General features: G+C 45.1%; 12 protein-coding genes and 1 tRNA gene. 2 read left to right on the top strand and 11 right to left on the bottom strand.

Translation table 11 applies throughout. From position 1 onward, the window contains the following. From rpoB to coaBC, 11 genes are all read right to left on the bottom strand, one after another. Entirely contained in the window at positions 1–1,815 is a 1,815-nt protein-coding gene (gene rpoB / locus EO92_RS09190) for a DNA-directed RNA polymerase subunit B (protein WP_048171068.1), read from the bottom strand. Positions 1,816–1,829: 14 nt separating this feature from the next. Next, positions 1,830–3,422 carry a DNA-directed RNA polymerase subunit B'' gene (locus EO92_RS09195; RefSeq protein WP_048171070.1) on the bottom strand — a complete coding sequence of 531 codons (1,593 nt, stop codon included), beginning with the start codon at positions 3,420–3,422 and terminating at the stop codon, positions 1,830–1,832. A gap of 213 nt (positions 3,423–3,635) precedes the next feature. Beyond that, positions 3,636–3,872, bottom strand: a complete 237-nt coding sequence (locus EO92_RS09200; protein ID WP_048132370.1) for a DNA-directed RNA polymerase subunit H — start codon at positions 3,870–3,872, stop codon at positions 3,636–3,638. A gap of 86 nt (positions 3,873–3,958) precedes the next feature. After that, positions 3,959–4,035 (bottom strand) — tRNA-Lys (locus tag EO92_RS09205). A gap of 632 nt (positions 4,036–4,667) precedes the next feature. Then, on the bottom strand, positions 4,668–9,002 hold the full coding sequence (locus tag EO92_RS09210) for a PAS domain S-box protein (RefSeq protein WP_048171071.1): 4,335 nt from the start codon (positions 9,000–9,002) through the stop codon (positions 4,668–4,670). A gap of 372 nt (positions 9,003–9,374) precedes the next feature. Further along, positions 9,375–10,610, bottom strand: a complete 1,236-nt coding sequence (locus tag EO92_RS09215) for an adenosylhomocysteinase (protein ID WP_048171073.1) — start codon at positions 10,608–10,610, stop codon at positions 9,375–9,377. 225 nt (positions 10,611–10,835) lie between these two features. Next, complete coding sequence (locus EO92_RS09220; protein ID WP_048171075.1) at positions 10,836–12,134, bottom strand: amidohydrolase family protein; 1,299 nt, start codon at positions 12,132–12,134, stop codon at positions 10,836–10,838. Positions 12,135–12,542: 408 nt separating this feature from the next. After that, positions 12,543–13,187 (bottom strand): HD domain-containing protein, encoded by a 645-nt coding sequence (locus EO92_RS09225; protein WP_048171077.1) that lies wholly within the window; start codon positions 13,185–13,187, stop codon positions 12,543–12,545. Positions 13,188–13,202: 15 nt separating this feature from the next. Then, a complete protein-coding gene (locus EO92_RS09230; RefSeq protein ID WP_048171079.1) occupies positions 13,203–13,964 on the bottom strand; it encodes a 4-phosphopantoate--beta-alanine ligase in 762 nt (253 codons plus the stop codon). 164 nt (positions 13,965–14,128) lie between these two features. Beyond that, positions 14,129–15,031: a pantoate kinase gene (locus EO92_RS09235; protein ID WP_048171081.1), complete on the bottom strand. Its 903-nt coding sequence runs from the start codon at positions 15,029–15,031 to the stop codon at positions 14,129–14,131. Positions 15,032–15,188: 157 nt separating this feature from the next. Next, the gene (gene coaBC / locus EO92_RS09240) at positions 15,189–16,448 is read right to left on the bottom strand and encodes a bifunctional phosphopantothenoylcysteine decarboxylase/phosphopantothenate--cysteine ligase CoaBC (protein ID WP_048171121.1); all 1,260 of its coding nucleotides are present in this window, start codon (positions 16,446–16,448) and stop codon (positions 15,189–15,191) included. A gap of 653 nt (positions 16,449–17,101) precedes the next feature. On the opposite strand from coaBC, the gene EO92_RS09245 reads away from it, so the two are divergent. Next, positions 17,102–18,145, top strand: a complete 1,044-nt coding sequence (locus EO92_RS09245) for a Vms1/Ankzf1 family peptidyl-tRNA hydrolase (protein ID WP_048171083.1) — start codon at positions 17,102–17,104, stop codon at positions 18,143–18,145. Positions 18,146–18,693: 548 nt separating this feature from the next. Next, positions 18,694–19,410 carry a YoaK family protein gene (locus EO92_RS09250; RefSeq protein ID WP_048171085.1) on the top strand — a complete coding sequence of 239 codons (717 nt, stop codon included), beginning with the start codon at positions 18,694–18,696 and terminating at the stop codon, positions 19,408–19,410. Positions 19,411–19,531 lie beyond the last annotated feature (121 nt).

Consider the following 19,531-nt stretch of genomic DNA (forward strand, 5'->3'; position numbering starts at 1 on the left):
TTATACAGCATCTTCAAGATTGAGCCTGGGAGCAACCCCGAGGGACTTAATCTCATCAAGTAATAGTTTGAACGCGTAGCTCATCTCAACGGGGTATATATCCGTGTCAGCACCGCAGGCTGAACAGAAAGAGACTTTCCGCTGCTTGTCGAACGTTGCAATCATTCCACAGTGCGAGCAGACAAGTTCCACCACTTTGTCAGACTCGTCCAGCAATCTTTCTTTTAAGGACATGGCAGCGCCGTGCCCTACCAGTACGTCACGCTCCATTTCACCGAACCTTAGACCACCTTCTCTTGCTCGACCTTCGGTCGGCTGGCGGGTGAGCACCTGTACAGGTCCACGGGACCTTGCATGCATTTTGGAGGTAACCATGTGGTGCAGTTTCTGGTAAAGGATCACACCAACGAAGACATCTGCAGGGACCATCCTGCCTGTTGCTCCATCGTAGAAAATCTCTTTTCCTGTGTGAGCAAAGCCGTGCTTTTTCAGGGCTTCTCTAAGGTCGTCTTCCTTTTCTCCTGAGAAGGCTGTTGCATTCACTCGTCTGCCTTCCATGGAACCTACTTTTCCACCAATCATTTCCAGAACGTGACCTACAGTCATACGTGAAGGAATTGCGTGCGGGTTAATCATCAGGTCCGGAGTAAGGCCTGATGCCGTAAACGGCATGTCTGCAATCGGGACTTTTAAGCCAATAACTCCTTTTTGCCCGTGCCTGGAAGCGAACTTGTCTCCGATGTCCGGAATCCTCTCGTCCCTTACCTTTACCTTTGCAAGGCGGGTTCCGTTAATGGATTCTGTAAGAATTACCGTGTCCGCAATCCCTGTTTCGTTGGACCGCATGGTAACAGAGCTTTCTCTCCTCTGCTCAACTGCAATCCCGAAGTCAGAAGGCTCTTCCAGGAATCTCGGAGGACTTGTCTTTCCTATAAGCACATCGTTGGGACCTACGGGGGTCTCAGGGTTTACAAGCCCGTCTATGTCAAGATTTGCATACGCATCAGCGCTGCGTGCTCCACGGTATTCGGAGTCAGGGATCTCGAACTTGTCTTCCTGCCCACCAGGATATCTCCTTTCTTCCCCTTCAAAGGTCCTGAGGAAATGGCTTCTACCAAGTCCTCTCTCGATTGAACCCTTGTTGAAAATCAGAGCGTCTTCAATGTTATACCCTTCGTATGACAGGATTGCAACCACGAAGTTCTGGCCTGCAGGCCTGTCATCAAAACCGATTGACAGGGAAGTCCTTGTCCTTGTCATCGCCCTCTGCGGGTAGTGCAGGACGTGGGCACGGGTATCCGGTCTGAGTTTCTGGTTTGCTGTGGATACTCCGATGCACTGCTTGATCATGGCTGCACCCATGGTGTTACGCGGGGAAGCGTTGTGTTCCGGATAGGGAACCATTCCGGTACAGATGCCAAGTATAAGTTCAGGGTCTATTTCCATATGGGTGTGCTTGGAGGTAATGTCGGACTCATAGAGTGCAATGTAAGCATTTTCTTCCTCTTCTGCGTCCAGATACTCCACACAACCTTCTTTTACGAGGTCATCAAAGGTGATTTCTTTGTTCTTCAGTTTCTGTACGTGCTCATCATTTACCTTCAGGACTCCCTTTTCTACAACCACGAGAGGTCTTCTTGCCCTGCCCATATCGGAGTTTATAATTATTTCCCTGGTGTTGTCATTAAGAGCTATGTTGACCTGCTTGGATATGAGCCCCTGCCGCCTCATCTTTCTGAGCTCTTCTGCGAGTTCTGCAGGGTTGTCATGAGTCCCGACGAGCTCTCCGTTTATGAATACTTTTGCTTTAGTCATCTGACATCAACCCCTCAGTCACTGAACGATCCGGAGTCGTCCATATCTGAATAATCGTAGAAGTCCTCATCTTTGTATTTGCTTTCGGGTTCTGGAGGCTCTTCAAACTCTTCAACAATCTCTTCCCCGAATTCATCAAGTAATATTTCTTTTATTCTTGCCGGGATTTCGGGCACCTTTACAACTATTTTTTCGACATTAAGGTCGTAGAGCATTTTCTTTATGCTCTCTATCTCTTCTGTTCCTGTAGAGAGTTCGACCATCTGGGCAAAGTTTTTCACGAGACCACAATTTGGACCTTCAGGGGTCTCGGAAGGACAGAGACGTCCCCACTGAGTTGCGTGCAGGTCACGAGCCTCGAAGTGAGGCTGGGCACGGGAAAGCGGCGAAATTACGCGGCGCAGGTGGGAAAGGGTAGAGATGTAATCGTTCCGGTCAAGAAGCTGGGAAACACCGGTCCTTCCTCCAACCCAGTTTCCTGTTGCCAGGGGGTGCTGCAGGCGGTCAGTCAGGACGTCTGCCCTTACAATTGTGGCAACATTAAGTTCCCTGTTCCTCATGTTTGCACGTTCGAGCTGATACTTTATGTCTCTTGCCAGCCTGTTGAAGGATACTCTGAAGAGGTCTTCCATCAGGTCACCTGCAAGTTTCAGCCTCTTGTTTGCATAGTGGTCCTTGTCATCTTCAGTACGCTTGCCAAGTGCAAGCTCAAAACAGGATTCAGCCATTCTTGCCAGGAAATGGGCTTTTGAAGTCCTCTCTTTCATGTCGTTTCCGAGGTGAGGGAACAGATACCTGTCAATAACGTAGTTTGCTCTTTTTATCTGGTATTCCTTGGCCTGCCCTGCAGCAACCCTCGCTCCAATCTTCTCGATTGCTTCTTCCTGGGTTTCTACTTCGGCTTCTTCAAGGTTTTCCAGCATGAATTTAATAATTTCGGGATCACTTGAAACTGCGTTTACGATATCTTCGTCAGTTACTATCCCGAGAGCCCTCATAAGTGTAATAAAGTACACTCTGCCGGATATTGAAGGGAAAGACACTTCAAGCAGGGACTTTCTCCCTCTTTCCACTATTACGAGTGCCCTGTATCCTCTTTTCTGGGAGAATACCTTTGCAACTTCTATAGAGTCACCGTAACGTTCTCCGTACTCAACAAGGATCTTGTTGGGGGCAAGGTCTTCAAGGGTCATGACTACCCTTTCCGTACCTCCGACGATGAAATATCCCCCGGGGTCCAGAGGGTCTTCTCCATAGCGAACTTTCTCGGTATCACTAAGCCCGAGAAGGTTGCAGATTTTGGATTTGACCATAATAGGAAGTTGCCCGATCTTTGCTTCTATTATTTCGGACTCAATTCCTTCTTTTACGACACTCATCTCCAGGTAGAGGGGGCCTGAGTACGAAAGGTTCCTGAGCCTTCCTTCGTTGGGGTACAGTTTCTCAATTGCCCCGTCTGCCTCCTTTACCACCGGATGCTCTACCCGGATCTTGCCAAGTTTGAGATAGGTGTCTTCAATGTCGGTCTCTATAATTCTCTGTTCGTCTATGATCTTTTGCAGCCCGTAATCTATAAACTTGTTAAATGAGTCTATATGGTGCTGCACTATCTTGTCCCGTGTAAAATAAGCCTGCGACAGTATACTGCTTTCTAACGTGATGATAGCACCCTCTTTGCTTTGTTAAAATGAAAATAAATAAACGATGATCCTAAGATCTTTATGCAGTTATTGAATCTTTCCGTACGATGGTGCATGGGATTCAAAAAGATGTTCCGTGAAAAAAATGTGATCATGCAAGCGGTTTTAATTCCCCCCCGCTTACTCAATCACAAGTCTGTAATAATCTGCTTCCCCTGCAGTTTGACTTTTTCTTGTGATTTTCACAACATCTCCGACGGCAGCTCCTATTTCTTTACTAACAGGATCCTGCACTTTAATTTTCGGAAGCTGTTCCTTCTCAATTAAAAATTTGCTTAAAACAGACTTTAATTCGCCCTCTGCAATTATCTCATGTTTTGGGACTGACTCATGGTCAAGCAGGCTGAATTTTGTCAAATCCTTTCCTCCAAAAATAAAGCATCTCAAAAAACTTACTGGACATTTCCTGCGGATGGCCTATCCACCGGTTATAATAAAGAACATGGCGGGCCCGTAGGGATTTGAACCCTAGGCCGACTGGTTAAAAGCCAGTCGCTCTGCCGGACTGAGCTACGGGCCCGCTTTGCTTATCTCTCTACCTCTGTATTTTGCACCACGGAAGGCTAATTTCTTAGCATGCCACCCTATTGCCCCGCTGCATTAGGGAGCACCTCTTACGCCAGTGCAACCCTCTAATTATAGCTATTCTATTTATAGTTTACGCCTGGTTTGCTTTTTTCCCCATATTTTTTAAATAATTCCTCAAATTTTACTAATGTGTGTTGAATTTATCCATATATTTTTCTGCATCTTCCGGAAAGTTATATGTACGAGAATTTTTACTTTTTTAAAAGTAAAGTCAAAATTCTATTTATTTCTCCATATATTCGGGTTAGACGGAAACTTTTGCCCCGATTTTCAATCACTTGCCGCTTTCCCGACAGTTACCTCTCCAAAAATGAAGCATCAATTGCAAAAATGAAGCATCAATTGATATCACTTATTAATCATAGTATTAAATCAATCAAATCAATCATTTTATAGATAAATCAGTTATTTAATCGGGTTCAGGTTAAGTTTCCCGGAAACTTAAGTAATTGTTGGACATTATATGTCTAAATATTAGATATATAACATGGAATAAGATTACAGGTAAACAAATTTCTCGAAATACGGATTTTTACTGCTTTTCTTTTTTACTGCTTTTCTTTTTTACTGCTTTTCTTCCACTGTGAACCTTATGATAAATTCAGTTCCAGAATTCCTTTTTAATTCAAGTTCACCCTCTAACTGGTCTACAAGGGCGATTACCAGCTGTATGCCGAGCCGGTTGGGATTTTTCAAATCAAAACTTTCAGGTACACCTATCCCATCATCTGAAACTGCTAAAACGAAACTGGTGGGCTTAAAATCTTCTTTTTTGCCTCCGGTTCTATTTTTCTTACATTCCCCGGTTTTTTCTCTATAGAGCTTGATCCGGATTTCTCCTCTGTCTCTATCTACAAATGCATGTTTGAGGGAATTGGAAATAAGTTCATTAATAATTATCCCTAACGGGACTGCAGTATCCATATCAAAGAAAACATTCTCTTCGAGATCCAGGCTTAAGCTGATATCGGCATTTCCAAGGCTGTATGTCTTGAAAAGGTTCTCAGCGAGTTTCTCAAGGTATGGCGAAAATTTCAGTTTATCGATTTCTTTGCCTTCATGCAGTTCCTCATGGATAAGAGCCATAGATAGAACCCTATTCTGGCTTTCCCTGAAGGCTTCCATAATTTCCGAATCCTTTACACATTTTCTGTTGTTGAACTTTTCAGCCTGAAGGTCAAGAAGGGACGAAATTACCTGCAGGTTATTCTTGATCCTGTGATGAATTTCCTTTTTACGGGCAATCTCGATAGTTTTAAGGTTCCCTTCTGCCTTCTTTCTTTCTGTAATATCTTTAATTACCCCAAGAATTCTGTTTACGTTACCTTCTTTGTCTCTAAGGCAGATCCCATTATCTTCAAAGTAAACATATTCTTCATTCTTTTTTCTAAAACGGTACTCTGTCCTGTAAGCTTCTCCAGAACTTATATACTTGTCATAATTTTCCAGGTACCTATTCAGATCTTCCGGATGAATACGAGATCGCCAGAACTTAAGACTCGTATTTCTAAACTCATCTGGAGTATATCCTGTACACTCTTTGATACTGCCTGCCCAATTCGCAGCATTTCCCTCTATATTATAATCGTATACTAGTTGCCCTGTCCGTTCCGTAACTATACGGTACTTTTCCTCGGCTTTTTGAAGTTCTTCTGCGGTTTTTTTGCTTTCGGTGATGTCCCTTGTGGTAACAACTACTTGCCCATCAGAAAACGGCAGAGAGATTGCACTCACATCCGTCCAGATGATGCTGCTATCCTCCTTGATTATCCCAATTTCAGAACTTTGAATCGACCCTTTTTCTTTCAAAGCCCTTACGCTGGGGAACTCCTCGGCCGATATTTTCGTTCCATTTGAACTGATATATTTTCGGGCTCCATACTTTCCGTTGAGCAAATCTGATCTGGAGAGACCCATGATTCTTTCCAGAGCAAGGTTTGAATCCAGGATATTTCTTTCTTTATCGATGATTGAAACTCCAACAGGCAGCAGATTAAAAAGAGCTTTCAATTTGCCCTCGTTCTCTTTTAGCATATCCTCTGCCTTTTTCCGCTCAGTAATATCCTGAACTATTCCCTTCGCTCGAATAGGTATATTTTCCTCATCAAAAATAACTTCGCTCTGGGCATGGACTGCGCGTTCTTCCCCACTAGCTCGGACAATTCTGTAATCAATGCCATGGGGCTTCCCATTTAATCCTTTCTTAATGACATTACTCAAATAGTCCCGGTCTTCGGGGTGTACATAATTTAAAAGTTCATCGAAAGATGCACCCGATTCTTGAGGCTCGCGTCCAAAAATACGATACAGTTCGTCAGACCAGTATACTTCACCAGTTACAAGATTCCAATCCCAATTTCCAATATGAGCCATTTTTTGAGCTTCAGCAAGACCTTTTTCACTCTCTTTCAACGAGTTATAAGCCTTCGCAAGCTGCCGTGTTCGTTCTTCAACTAATTTTTCTAAATTTTCATATGCTTCTTTTAACTTAGCTTCTACTTCTTTTTCATCTGTAATATCACGGGAAATAGCAAGAACAGAAGACACTTCGCCGCCAACAAATTCCGGTACTATTCTTGTATTAAAATAGTATTCTTTTCCTTGAGGCGATTTATAATGGAATTCCATTGTTTCGGGTTTGCCTGTGGTGAAAACATTTTCATAATGCCCTTCCCAGAATCTCACATTTTCAGGGTCCATCCCAAGTTCACTATTAGTTTTCCCAACGATTTCTTCTGGAGAGCTGCCATAAGGTTCCGCAGCTGCAGGATTAACATACATATATCGATTTTGTCTATCAAGGCGGGAAATCACGTCAGGAGAATTCTCAGCCAATGTACGGAATTTATTCTCACTTCTTATCAGTGCTTCCTCAGCCTGCTTTTGCCTGGTAATGTCGCGGATGATACCTCCGCTGAAAAGAGGCATGCCATTCTGGTCCTTGATCACCGTGAAGTGATCGGCTAACCAGCGGTACTTTCCGTCTTTGCGCTTGAACCGGTACTCGAGGGTTCCATGGCCTGTATCGAATGCCTGGGCCAGTTCCGCAGTAACCGGGGGACGGTCATCGGGATGAACGTGATCAAGAACTTCATTGATGCTCATGGCGCTCATCTTTTGGGCAGAGAAGCCGGTGATCTGCTCTACTACCGGGCTCATGTAATCATAGCAGTCGGCCTGAAGGTTTCGCCGGTAAGCCACATCGAGTGAGTTCTCAAGGACTGCCCGGAAACGCTCCTCGCTCTCCCGTAACGCATCTACCAGGGAATCGCGTTCCGACAGCGATTGGGCCAGCTTGATATTGCTGTAGCTTAACTGTGAGAACATGTGGGCAAGCTTCATGAAGAAGGTCATGCCTGTGTCCACAGCCTCCCTGCTCAACCGTGGTACTTTTTCAAGTGCTGCTATGTATTCCTCCTCATTGAAGCCGTATTTTTTAGCCTGGGCCCGGAAAAGCTCATAGTCCAGAGTTTCGTCCTCAAAAAAGAACTGCCCTGATAAAATATTGCCGACGTGCTGGCCGCCCACAATGAGGGGGGTCGCTATGTCCCACATGTTGTTCTTGCACCTGTACAGTTTAAACTCTCCAGGGGCAACGCCCGCGGATAGTTTTGTGTCGCTTTCTATGCAGTGCTTGCAGGCTTCGGGGTGAACCCTGTGGAATCTGGTGCAGATCTCCTGCCATCCGACACCCACCAGAAAATTGCCTTTGAGATCCCCCAGGCTCATGGGAATTTGAGCAAGCTTATAGAAATCGTCCATTAGGGACTGGATCGCCTGGACATCAACGATATCAGCAAGCTCCAGGTTAGCCATCTCCCGATCAGGCGAGAGAATGCTCTCCAACTTCAGCCTGACGCGCTGCTCACTCCGGCGCAGTGCCTCCTCTGCCCGTTTGCGCTCGGTGATATCATGGGCGACATGAATACATCCAGTGAGTTTTCCTTCGGAATCATGCAATGGTGAGACGGTTACTATGAAATCGCCACCAAGGCTTTCTTCGCGAACTTCTTTGGTGTGCTCAAGTCCATCCTCAAGTAATTGCCGATGCGGGCAAAAAGAGGGGGGCTCGTCCATCCCATGGACAACACGATAGCAGGTCAACCCGATACACTCTTCCGGCGTCACCCCCAATCTTGCCGCCATGGCCTTGTTTGCACGAACAACCCCATATTCAGCATCAAGTATGGCTATCAGGTCCGGCACAATATCAAAGGTATATTCCCAGTCTTTTGCAGCCTGAGCAGCTTCCTCTTCTGCTTTTTTGCGCCTGGAACTTTCTATCCGCTCCCATTTTCCTTCCCTTTTTATCAAAGCGAACTGATGATTGATGACCACATCGATTATCTCGGTTGCGTGGCACCTGTCGAGAGGATAGGTGCATAGAGCCATCATATGAAAGTTGCCGATAATGTTGTCTATTTCTTTTTCGTATTCAATGAAACCATTCCAACCTTCTTTTTCCAGCCCGAAAGTTTTCCCGCTCAACCTCAAGCCATCGTATCCACTGGCAAGGGCATGATTGAGTTTTTCAATCCAGCCGTTTAAGACCTTTTCCGAATCGAATACACCCTCTTCCGATCCGGATCCACCTTCTTCCGAACCGGATCTACCCTCTTTTACATACCAGTAATTGTGGGGAATAATTTCGATTTGCCCCTTTTCAAGGTAAGCATCAATGTCAGGAACAGCCATTTCAAGAGCTTCTTTTGCGCTTTCTACTCCCAGAGGTTGCGATGTGACCCACATACAGAATTCATTATTTTCGAGCCCTGCTTTGAAGTAGGGGACAAGTATGTCTATTAAATCTTCTTTTGTCTGGTAGAACTGGCAGAAGTGTGTTCCCCAGGGAATATCCCTGATATTATCAATACCAGATTTTCTGAGGCTTTTTTCCATTTCACATCTTCTCCGGGCATATCCCAATCTATTCTTATCTTAAAACAGGGTCTGCAATGAGTTATGGCTAGATTTTCAAGTGTTCACTATGTTCTTTATGTTTATCCTTTTTAAGTAGATTCTTTTTCAGTAAAAATTACTTTGGAAATTATGCAAAAAAACAGAAATTTTATACACTGAATTTTTTAAAAAAAATAAAATCTATATCAGATGTTGAAAGTATTTCTATATATATAGATTACTTTGTTATTAAAAATCAGGTGCAGTAAATACTATCATTTTTCCTAAGCTGGAAATATATCCAATATTCACTGCACTTTAAGGATTAAAGCTTAAAGCTACTGAAAATAGTCTCTGCTGCTTCTTTTCTGATTACGTCCCGCACTCCCAGCCGTTCATGTAGCATTCCTGTTTGGAAGTGAGTTTGTCGGTGCTTATGCCCATTGACTCAAGCTTCAGTGTTGCCACATAGGTATCAAGTTCCCTGGGGACTCCGTGGACTCCGTTCAACAGATTGTTTTCGGCAATGTAGCGCACACAGAGAGCCTGGTTTGCGAAACTCATATCCATGACCTCGGCAGGGTGCCCGTCACCGGCAGCGAGGTTTACAAGCCTGCCTTCGGCTATGACATTTATGCGCCTGTTCCCGATGTCATATTCTTTGATATTGTGTCTGACGGTCCTGACTGTTTTTGCAAGGGAGGCAAGGGCTTCCATGTCGATTTCCACATTGAAATGTCCTGAGTTTGCAAGGATTGCCCCGTCCTGCATGACCTTGAAGTGGTCGGCTGTAAGGATATCGCGGTTTCCTGTGGCCGTTACAAAGATCTCTCCTATTTTTGCAGCGTCTGCCATTCTCATGACCCTGTGTCCGTCCATTCTGGCTTCAAGGGCTCGGATGGGGTCTATTTCAGTGACGATTACATTTGCTCCCAGTCCTGTAGCCCGCATTGCAACCCCGCGCCCGCACCAGCCGTAGCCTGCAACAACAACGTTTTTGCCTGCTACAAGGAGGTTTGTGGTCCGGTTAATCCCGTCCCAGGCTGACTGACCTGTCCCGTAGCGGTTGTCAAAGAGATATTTGGTCATGGCATCGTTTACCGCTATTACCGGCATCTTAAGTGCGCCATCCTTTTCCATGGCATGAAGCCTGTGGACCCCTGTAGTGGTTTCCTCGCAGCCTCCGAGGATATTCGGGAGCATACCTGTCCTTTCTTTGTGGAGTTTGAATATCAGGTCTGCCCCGTCATCGATTGTGATGTCAGGTTCAAAGTCAAGGACTTTATCTATAGCTTCATAGTACTCGCTGGTATTGCACCCGTATTTTGCAAAACAGCTTATATTTTTCCGGGTATCGAGAGCCATTGACACATCGTCCTGGGTGCTCAGGGGGTTGCAGCCTGAAATTGCAACCTGTGCGCCGCCTGCAGCCAGGGTCTCGACAAGGACTGCGGTCTTTGCTTCTACGTGAAGGGCCATTCCTACTTTAAGCCCTTTCAGGGGTTTTTCTTCCTCAAACTTCTCCCTGATGATTGCAAGCACAGGCATGTGGCTTCTTGCCCATTCCATTTTCATGTTTCCGGATTCTACGAGTTCTTTTTCGGTCATAATAATCCCGTCATTATCAGATAGGCGGTTGAATTCGATGGTTATATTCGATTATAGTAGATAGGCTTATTTTTCGAATTCGCACAAATTTTTACTTCGGGTACAGATTAAATAAAATAAATCTGTGGTGTATTCGGGTTTCTAGTATTTATTTTTCCCGTATATTGTTCCAGTATACTTTAAAGCATTACACCAGAACATGGACTATACCAGGGCATGGATTTTTCAGGCGTTTACCCTTGCTACAAGCTCTTCTGCGGCTTTCCGGGCATCTTCTGTCACTTTCTCCTCATCCAGCACAAGTACCCTGTAATTGTCCATAAGGACTTTTCCGTCCACGATTGTTGTCCTGACATCACTTCCTCTTGCAGAGTATACCAGATGGGAAGGAACGTCAAAACAGGGAGTAAGATGCGGTTTTTTCATGTCCACAATGATCAGGTCTGCCTTCTTTCCCACCTTCAACATTCCGGTTTCCGTGCCAAGGGCTTTTGCCCCGTTAACGGTTGCCATTTCAAGTACCTGGCGAGCCGGAAGAGCAGTAGGGTTGCATGTGTTCACTTTATGCAGAAGGGCAGCAGTCTTCATTTCTTCAAACAGGTCAAGGTTGTTGTTTGAAGCACAGCCGTCGGTGCCAAGGGTGACATTCACTCCTTTTTCCAGCATCTTATATACCGGGGCAATTCCGGATGCCAGTTTCATATTGCTTATGGGATTGTGGGATACATTTACTCCCCTTTTCCTTAAAATCTCTATGTCCCCGTCCGATAGCCATACACAGTGGGCAGCAAGCACATCAGGGCCGAAAATCCCCAGGTCTTCGAGCAGGTGCACCGAGCACTTCCCGTACCTTTCTTTCATTGCATTCAGTTCGGCTTCGGTTTCCAGGACATGGATATGGATGCCTGCTCCGTCCCTGCTGGCCTCTTCTTTTACCTTTGCAAGAAACTCATCCGAGCATGTATTCGGGGCATGAGGTCCGTACATGGTCTTTATCCTGCCGTCGGCTGCTCCCTGCCAGGCCTGGACAAAGCGCTTTCCTTCCTTGAGGTCAGCCTCTCCTTTTTCTTTGTTCCAGAGCTCTATCAGGCCGTGGGAGAGGGAGGCTCGAAGTCCCGATGCTTCAACAGCCTTTGCAGTTTCATCCATAAAAAAATACATATCTGCAAAAGATGTTGTTCCGGATTTGATCATTTCCAGGCATGCGAGCAGGCTGCCTTTGTAAACATCTTCTGCCTTCAGCTGGGCCTCGGCAGGCCAGATATGTTTCTCAAGCCACTCCGCAAGCTGAAGGTCGTCGGCATAACCCCTAAAAAGGGTCATTGCTGCATGGGTGTGCGTGTTTACAAGCCCTGGCATTACTACCGAACCTTTTGCATCGATCACGGTGTCGGCACTTTCTTTTGTTTTTTCCCCGATTTCCGTGATCTTTCCGTCTTCAATAACAACAGTCCCGTTTTTAAGGTCTCCCGCATCAGGATCCATTGTTAAAACGTAAGCATTTTTTATTATTATGTCAGCCATGTGATCATATCCGTCAGGTTTTGTAGTAGGGTATTGAAATGTAGTAATGTATTGAAATGTAGTAATGTATTGAAGTGTAGTAATGTATTGAAGTGTAGTAGGGTATTGAAGTGTAGTAGGGTATTGAACTGCAACTTTATTTAAAGGCAACTTTATTTAAAGGCAACTTGTTAGATAATTAACTGAAGTTAAAGAAGTTTTCCTAAAAAAGTTGTCCTGAGAATTGTCCTTTAATCCTGAGAATTATCCTGTAATCTTAATAAAGTGCATATCTTTATAAAAATGTTTCAGTCTGGTAAAGTATGAAAATTTGTATGAAGTTTTACAGGATTTCAGACGATAACCCGGCTTTTGGAGTGTTGAGATTTTTCTGCCCAAAATCCGTAAAATTAGATCTCTTATCTGCTCTCACTCGCTGGCTCCGGTTTCCAGGTTCAGAGCTTCAAGGTAGAGGTGCATTATCTTCAGCCTTTCTGTTGCAATCCTCTTTGCTGCATCGGTATTCAGCTTTTTGGGGATTGTGAAAGGCTTGTAGTGCATGTATTCGTTAAAGCCTTCAACAGGGTCCTGAACATAGACAGTCTTTTTTGAGGGACCTTTATCTATTCCTGTTAAATGCTTCAGCATCCTGAGAGCTCCCATTGAAAGGATAGACCTGAAAATCCCAATCGCTCCCAGGGCATCAAGCCTGTCGGCATCCTGAAGGATCCTGGCTTCTATTGTTTCCGGGCTTTTCCCCCCGCTAAACCTGTGATTCAGGATGCAGTATGCCACAGCTTCAATAGTCTTTTTTTCAACGCCTGCCCTCCCCAGGAATTCGGAGGCTATCTCCGCACTGTAGAGGGCATGGTCTCCCCCCTCCTCATGTTCTTTGATAACCCCTACGTCATGCAGAAGAGCTGCGAGCTGGAGAATGAGAAGGTCTCCTCCCTCTTCTTTCCGGATTTCCCTGCAGAGGGCTTCTACGCGGGTTATATGGGACATATCGTGGGAACTGGGTTCCCCTTCGTGGAAGGTAACCGCAAATTCCCTCGTTTTTTCTATCAGGTCCATGTAAGTATCCTGCTTTCAGTATTCTACTTCTGCAATCAGGGTTTTGAGGTGTTCCTGAATTTCGGAAATGGCCTCTGAGAGGGCTTTTTTGTTCTCGTAAGTCGTTATCAGCTTCACAAGTTCTTCTTTCTTCTCCTTTTTCATTTCTTGTGCAAGCTTTGCCATATTTTCGAGAGCCCTTGTGAGGTTGTCTACAATTGATATTGTGGCGGTTCTGGAGGTCCGTGAAAGAGGGTTCAGGTCGATTGTTATGACAGTCTTTCCCATCTCTACAAGTTTTTCACAGCGGTCTCCGTCCTCTAGGGGAACTAGCACGACATCTGCCGTATAGATCCCCTTGCTGTCCACAAGCCTTCTAGCGTGGGAGAGTTCAAGGCTTGCGTCCGGATTCTTTCCAAGCACCTCTGAAGCTCCGTTGGCCTTCAGGTGTTCTATTATGAGGTGCACCCGGGTGTCAGTCCTGTGGAAGAGGTTTACTTCAATCTTGGCTCCGGTAATGTCTGCCAGGGCAACGACTTTTTCAGGAGCCAGGACTGCGACGTTACCATTTACGGAAATAACCGGGTTTTCTGCCAGAAGGAGTGCAGCAACTGCCGCCCTTTCTGCATAGAGGGCAGATTCGGTGCTGCGCTCGCCTATAAGGTAGTCAAAGCTTTCGCCTCTTCCCTGGGCAATAAGCCCCTGAATACTTGTAATTCCCATCTTTACCCCGGCTGCAACCTTTTCACGGGAGAGCAGGGATTCGTACCTCGGGTGGTCTTGGGGTATATCGGTCATATATGTCGCTTACCTTTTTACTTGTCAGCTTTATAATTTTATTGAGTCACTTCGTTCGATTATAGTTTCCTTATATAGCATAGTTTCTTTATATGCAAATTTTCTGCAAATTAATATTTTCTTGTCTGATGTTCAAAAAAGTAAATAGATTTTTGCCTTGAGGCTCACTCATACATCAATCTCGGTACACAGGTCCCTATACCGTATTCCAGAACCTGCCCGAATTCCTGAAGGGCTTCGTAGAGCATAAATTCCTGGCTGTAGGGGGCGATTGCAAAAACCGTATCTCCAAGCATTGCCTGAGAAGCCATTCCTCCGCTCGCATGTGCAACCTCAATTACATCCTTTGCCGTACTGCTCATGAGGCCTGTATTGCTGGCAAAGTCTTTTGCCTGATGCATAAAGTTTTCGAGAGTGGGTTTTTTAAGCAGTTCGGACATTGCGGCTTTTCCTGCAGAATTAATCCTTCCTGCTGCAATCTCGTCTGTCAGGACAGAGTCTGTAGAAATCTCCCCGAGCGCAATGCAGAAAACTCTTGCTTCAGGAGCCGGAATTCTGTCTACGCTTCCGAATTCGGGGCCTCCGGGCTGCAGCCTGATTACCACTCCGCCATTGGACTGGGCAGCAATGTCTCCAAGTCCGCTGCGGTTAACGACTTCAGCTACATGAGCGTATTCAGTCAGGCTTTTTACGGTCTTATTTAAGGAAAGCGCCCTGTTCAGAGCATAAGCTGTCCCGAGCGCTCCTGCCCCCGAGGCCCCAAACCCGCACCCAATCGGGATTTCAGCCCAGCTCTTTACTCTTAAAGGCACATCGGTTAACATCTCTATCACTGTACGGGTGGTTCTGCCTTCAACTTTCTTTCCATTGAGGAAAATCTCGGTCTTTTCCACGGATTTTCCAACCATTACCTCGGTCGTAACTCCTCCATTCAGAACAATTCCGCAGCCAGTAGATCCCTTCTGGTGGGGGTCTTTATGCTCATGAATCTGAAAAAAACCTGTTATATGCCCTGGAGCATATGCTTTTGCTAAAAAGTCAGCCCCTTCACTCTCGTATGTATACATAGAAAACGCCTTTTTTGTTGTTTAAGCTATTTTTCAAAGTTCATTTCTGTTTTGTAGAATCTTGTGCAGGATGATTTGTAGAGTCAGCCGATAAAGCAGATCAGGTACTGTACCAGCTCCGTTAGTTGGTTTTAATTTCCAGAAATCGATCAGGTTCTCAGAGGACCTGTCGTGAGTTTAAAATTCCGGTTACCTCCTCAAGGATACAGGCTGCAAGTTTGCGCTTGTTTCCGCTGACATGCCTGGGCTCTCCTTTTCCAAGCAGGTAAAGTTCATTTTCTTCAGTACCCATTCCACCTTTTCCTACATCGTTTGCTGCAATCATATCGAGTTTTGTTCCTTCAAGGGTTACAGCTGCTCTTCTAAGGAGCTCTTCTTTCCCGACTCCTGTTTCGGCTTTAAAGCCTATGATCACGAGTTCAGGGTGTTTTTCCCTGCATTCCTTTATCAGTTTTCGAGTGGGTTTCAGTTTGAGCACAAAATCTCCTCCCGATTTGATCTTCTCCGGAGAAGGTTCGGCTGTATAATCTGCAATTGCTGCAGAACTTATCAGGACATCATACCCATTTTCCAGTTCCGAGAGCACGGCTTCGGTCATTTCCGCAGCGCTTTCGGCAAAGACTTCCCTGATCCCTGCAAGCCCGAGCCTGTCCCTGTGCACAAGGGTTACATCAGCTCCGCTGCGGTAAGCTTCAAGGGCAAGTTCTTTGCCTGTCTTTCCGGAGGCCCGATTCGTGAGGATGCGGATAGGGTCAAGGCTTTCAGCAGTGGAACCGCCTGTTATAAGCACTTTCCGGTTTTCAAGGCTCCGGTTCCCAAGCGCCCTTTCCACCTCGAGCACTATTTCTTCGTTTGAGGCAATTTTTGCAACGCCTTCTTCAAACTTAGGGCCCACCATGGAGATCCCCCAGCTTTTCAATTTCGCTACATTTTCAATCACAGCCGGGTGCCTGTACATGGACTCATGCATTGCGGGGACAACCATAACAGAAATGCCGGAGCCAAGAGCGGTTGTTGCAAAAGAGGTAACTGTGGTATCGTCTATTCCGTACGCGATTTTTCCTATGGTATTTGCTGTTGCCGGCGCTATCAGGAGGAGGTCTGCCCTGCCCTTAAACCCGCAAAATTCCACATGCTCCACCCTGCCTCCGAGTTCCGTAATTACAGGGTTTCCGGTAGCATAGTGCAGGGCGTCAGGGTGCAGGATATGCTTTGCAGCCTCGGTCATGACTGCATGGACTTCTGCCCCATTCCGGATCAGTTCCCTTGCAAGTTCAACTACCCTGACCGCTCCAATACTCCCTGTAACACCGAGGACAATAGTTTTCCCGGCAAGGGAAGAACTCTTCTGTCCCTGGATCCATAGAGTAGGGTGGATTTTCTCAGCCTTGATCCGGGCAGGATTTTTCCTGTCCATCCAATCCTTCAACTTTACTCCATCCGGTTCATTTTGACCTGAATTCTCAGGTTCCAGTCCGGAAACGTGTGGATTTTTCTGGTCAGGATTCATTTGATCCTCCTGCGTTTGAGACTTTTTCAATGGTTTTTTCATTCAGGCACCGAAGTAATCTATAAGAATTAAGTATGGAAATTATCTCCCTTTTTTGGAAAAAATCCTGAAAATCAAAGTGACATTAAATATGATATTCTTAAAACTTTCGAAATATAAAGAACGGATAAATCAGATAGAGGCTCCATTTTATTAGTAAGTATTGCAGGAAATATAGCTTCTATTCTCAGACAATCAATTCTATTCTCTAACTATAAATTCTATTTTCGGACATAGCTGATAGTTTAATAGTTGCCCTGTGCCATAAATCCCGTATTAATTATCTGAAATATAACTTCTATTATCAGGCATAGCTGGTAGTTTAATAGTTGTCCTGGGTAATAAATGCCGTATTAATTATATAATATCTTCAATGCCGTCCCCGCTTATCTGTAACTGGCTTATAGCACCGGTAATGTGATTCGCATAATTAATAAGGTATTACTAATATTATACAGTCCAGTTACTTTTGGGAGTTTCCTGGATGGGATTAGATATTATGAGAAAGGGCAGGAAGGCAGATGACCGATAAAAAAGCTGCAAAAAGAGAAGTTACCGCAGATGGAAAAAAAGGTTTCGGCACCATTCTAGGAAAAATCTCCGGAAAAGACCGTCTGGAGGTTGAGGTTGACAGGCTTAACTCCAGGATAGTTGAACTCGAACTTGGCCTTCGGAGTGCGAAAAACCAGCTCGAAAAGAAAGAAGCCCTTGCAAGGCAGGCAGTTGCTGACAGGCAGGAAGCTGAGTCTCGTTTAAACCAGGAGCTCGTCCGGACCCATACCCTTTCCCACGAACTTGAAACAATCAGGGATGAGTCCCGGGGCAAGCTGGAGTTTCGCGGAGTTGAAACCCTGAGCCAGTCGGCTGTTAAGGCTTACCTTTCCAAACTCAAGTCCCTTCACTCTCCTGCAAATGACCTTTTAACCGTTTATCTTCCCCCCGGAACTCGCCTTTCAGCTGTACTTCACGAAAAAACCCTTGGCCTGGTCGAAGAGGAAACCCGTTCCCTCCTTGATAGGCTTGACCCTGAGACGGGCCTGGTCTTTTTCTACGACCTGCACCGCATGATTTCCGAAGCCATAGTCCCTCCTGTCCCTGTCCCCTCTTCTGCCTGGCAACTTAAGGACAGTTTTGAGATCGCTCCTCTTGAAGAAAGCCTGAACACCGACTACCGCATGCTCGTTCTTGTCCTGCATGCCGGCGAGTCTTTCATAGGCTTTGCCCCTGATGCCAGGGTCTTCGATACGGAAGAATATATCAAGAGCAGCGTCAAGGAAAAGCACAGCAAGGGAGGCTTTTCCCAGCGCCGTTTCGAACGCCTCAGGGAAGAGGATATTGCCCACCATATGGACAAAGTCTTTGAGACCCTGAGAACAGTCCTTGAAGAAAATCCCGGAATAGACCGTGTTATCATGAGCGGAGATGCCCAGCTGATAAAGGATGCCCAGAAGCGCCTCCCTCTGAACCTTGAGATTATCGAAAAGCCGGCTGATATTAAGATGGAAAAGATAAGCGGGGAAGAAATCCTTAGAACAGTTTTGAGCTGCAGAAGATATCTGTTGTGAAGAAACCGAAAGTATTTGCTGTAAAGTGCCGGAAAAGATGTACTGTGAAGTGCCGGAAAGCATTTGCTGTGAGATATTTTCAAAAAAGGTAGAAGTCAGGGAAGTTTAGCCCCTATCCTGATATTATTGTTGCAGGAGTTTCTGCAAATCAATCAGGACCATATTCTGTCCCATATCCGATAATGGTGATTAAAGAAAGACCTTCCTAAGTTAGGGGTGCACGAATCTTTATTCCTTTTCCTGGCATGAAAGTACTGTGATTTGAAAAGTACTTTCATTTCTGTGGGCATGTTATTTGAAGAATATCATGTGCGTTTTTTGAATTCATTTTTGAATCCATATTTGAATCCATTACGCTTGACACTACATTTTCTTCCTTTTGTCCTTACAAACTGTTCTCTACTGCAATAAACTCAAGGAGAGCACTTTCCTTGTAGATAATAATCGTTTTTAATAGAGTTTTCTATATAATATAATATGGGTTAAATATAAATACGGGGCAGGCTTGTTACTGTTAAATCGGGCTCTTTGAGCTCTGAGTGATAAAGATGCCAATGCTGAATGATGGACGAAAAATACGTTTCCGTAATCTGACTCCCGAATCTGTGGAGCTTGGAATACTTCTTGCAATTGTGGGAGGATTCCTGGATGCTTATACATTCGTAGGGAGAGGCGGTGTTTTCGCCAATGCCCAGACCGGAAATGTTGTACTCATGGGCATAGAAGCCGCAACAGGAGAATGGGGGCAAGCAATGCTTCACGCGGTCCCGATTCTGGCATTTATAGTCGGAGTAGTGGTTGCTGAGATGATAAAAAAACCTTCAATGCGCCTGTTTATACCTGATTCCGAAAGGGCCGTTTTAATTCTTGAAATTGCAGTCCTTTTCATCATAGGCTTTATACCCTACACGAGTCCGAATATCATTGTAACTGTTGCGGTTTCATTTGTCTCTTCAGTTCAGGTATCTTCATTTCGCAAATTGGTTGATTCTCCTTATAGTACAACCATGATCACAGGAAATTTACGTTCAGCTACACAGGAAGCTTATATTGCTTTCACAAAAAAAGACCGTGAATCAGCTCTGCAAGCTTTTCGGTATTCTACGATTAACCTTTCGTTTTTAGCAGGAGCTATTTTGGGAGGGTTGCTTACGTTATTTATTGGAGTTAAAGCAGTATGGGTCGCTGTGAGTGTATTAATTTGCTCTGTAATTTTATTCAGTATGAACGAACGTAAGAATAAGAAGGTTGATGTTGAAGTATAAGGATTCTGGGAATATAGGATTCTGGGAATATAGGATTCTGGGAATATAGGATTCAGGAGATACAGGATTCAGGAGATACAGGATTCAGGAGATACAGGATTCAGGAGATACAGGATTCAGG

This window comes from Methanosarcina sp. 2.H.A.1B.4 (genome assembly GCF_000979385.1).
Classification (GTDB): Archaea; Halobacteriota; Methanosarcinia; order Methanosarcinales; family Methanosarcinaceae; genus Methanosarcina.

Bases quoted from the DNA above. Each gene is read 5' to 3' on its own strand.
- rpoB (WP_048171068.1), bottom strand. From the start codon at position 1,815: ATGACTAAAGCAAAAGTATTCATAAACGGAGAGCTCGTCGGGACTCAT.
- EO92_RS09210 (WP_048171071.1), bottom strand. From the start codon at position 9,002: ATGGAAAAAAGCCTCAGAAAATCTGGTATTGATAATATCAGGGATATT.
- EO92_RS09215 (WP_048171073.1), bottom strand. From the start codon at position 10,610: ATGACCGAAAAAGAACTCGTAGAATCCGGAAACATGAAAATGGAATGG.
- EO92_RS09220 (WP_048171075.1), bottom strand. From the start codon at position 12,134: ATGGCTGACATAATAATAAAAAATGCTTACGTTTTAACAATGGATCCT.
- EO92_RS09225 (WP_048171077.1), bottom strand. From the start codon at position 13,187: ATGGACCTGATAGAAAAAACGAGGGAATTTGCGGTTACCTTCCACGAA.
- EO92_RS09230 (WP_048171079.1), bottom strand. From the start codon at position 13,964: ATGACCGATATACCCCAAGACCACCCGAGGTACGAATCCCTGCTCTCC.
- EO92_RS09235 (WP_048171081.1), bottom strand. From the start codon at position 15,031: ATGTATACATACGAGAGTGAAGGGGCTGACTTTTTAGCAAAAGCATAT.
- coaBC (WP_048171121.1), bottom strand. From the start codon at position 16,448: ATGGACAGGAAAAATCCTGCCCGGATCAAGGCTGAGAAAATCCACCCT.
- EO92_RS09245 (WP_048171083.1), top strand. From the start codon at position 17,102: ATGACCGATAAAAAAGCTGCAAAAAGAGAAGTTACCGCAGATGGAAAA.
- EO92_RS09250 (WP_048171085.1), top strand. From the start codon at position 18,694: ATGCCAATGCTGAATGATGGACGAAAAATACGTTTCCGTAATCTGACT.